This is a genomic window from Paenibacillus athensensis (genome assembly GCF_004514475.2).
Lineage (GTDB): Bacteria > Bacillota > Bacilli > Paenibacillales > NBRC-103111 > Paenibacillus_AL > Paenibacillus_AL athensensis.
This window is the reverse complement of sequence record NZ_MYFO02000056.1, coordinates 1-529: the sequence shown is the minus strand read 5'-3', so window position 1 is coordinate 529 and position 529 is coordinate 1. Positions and strand designations below refer to the sequence as shown.

1 rRNA gene is annotated in these 529 nt (G+C 54.3%); it reads left to right on the top strand.

Features of this window, described 5'->3' with window-relative positions:
• Positions 1-529: ribosomal RNA gene (locus tag B5M42_RS25165) — 23S ribosomal RNA — on the top strand; the annotation flags it as partial.

Here is a 529-nt window from a genome sequence, read left to right as displayed (position 1 = left end):
TGAGTAACGAAAAGATCAGTGAGAATCTGATCCGCCGAAAGCCTAAGGGTTCCTGAGGAAGGTTCGTCCGCTCAGGGTAAGTCGGGACCTAAGGCGAGGCCGAAAGGCGTAGTCGATGGACAACAGGTGGAAATTCCTGTACCACCGTAGCCGTTATGAGTGATGGGGTGACGCAGAAGGATAGTGACGCGAGCTGATGGATGCTCGTCCAAGCAGTGAGGCTGGTTAGCAGGCAAATCCGCTAACCGTAAGGCTGGGCTGTGATGGGGAGGGAAATTTATAGTACCGAAGGTCATGATTTCACACTGCCAAGAAAAGCCTCTAGCCAGGCGAAGGTGCCCGTACCGTAAACCGACACAGGTGGGCGAGAAGAGAATTCTAAGGCGCGCGGAAGAACTCTCGTTAAGGAACTCGGCAAAATGACCCCGTAACTTCGGGAGAAGGGGTGCCTCGGTAGGGTGAATAGCCCGAGGGGGCCGCAGTGAAAAGGCCCAAGCGACTGTTTAGCAAAAACACAGGTCTGTGCGAA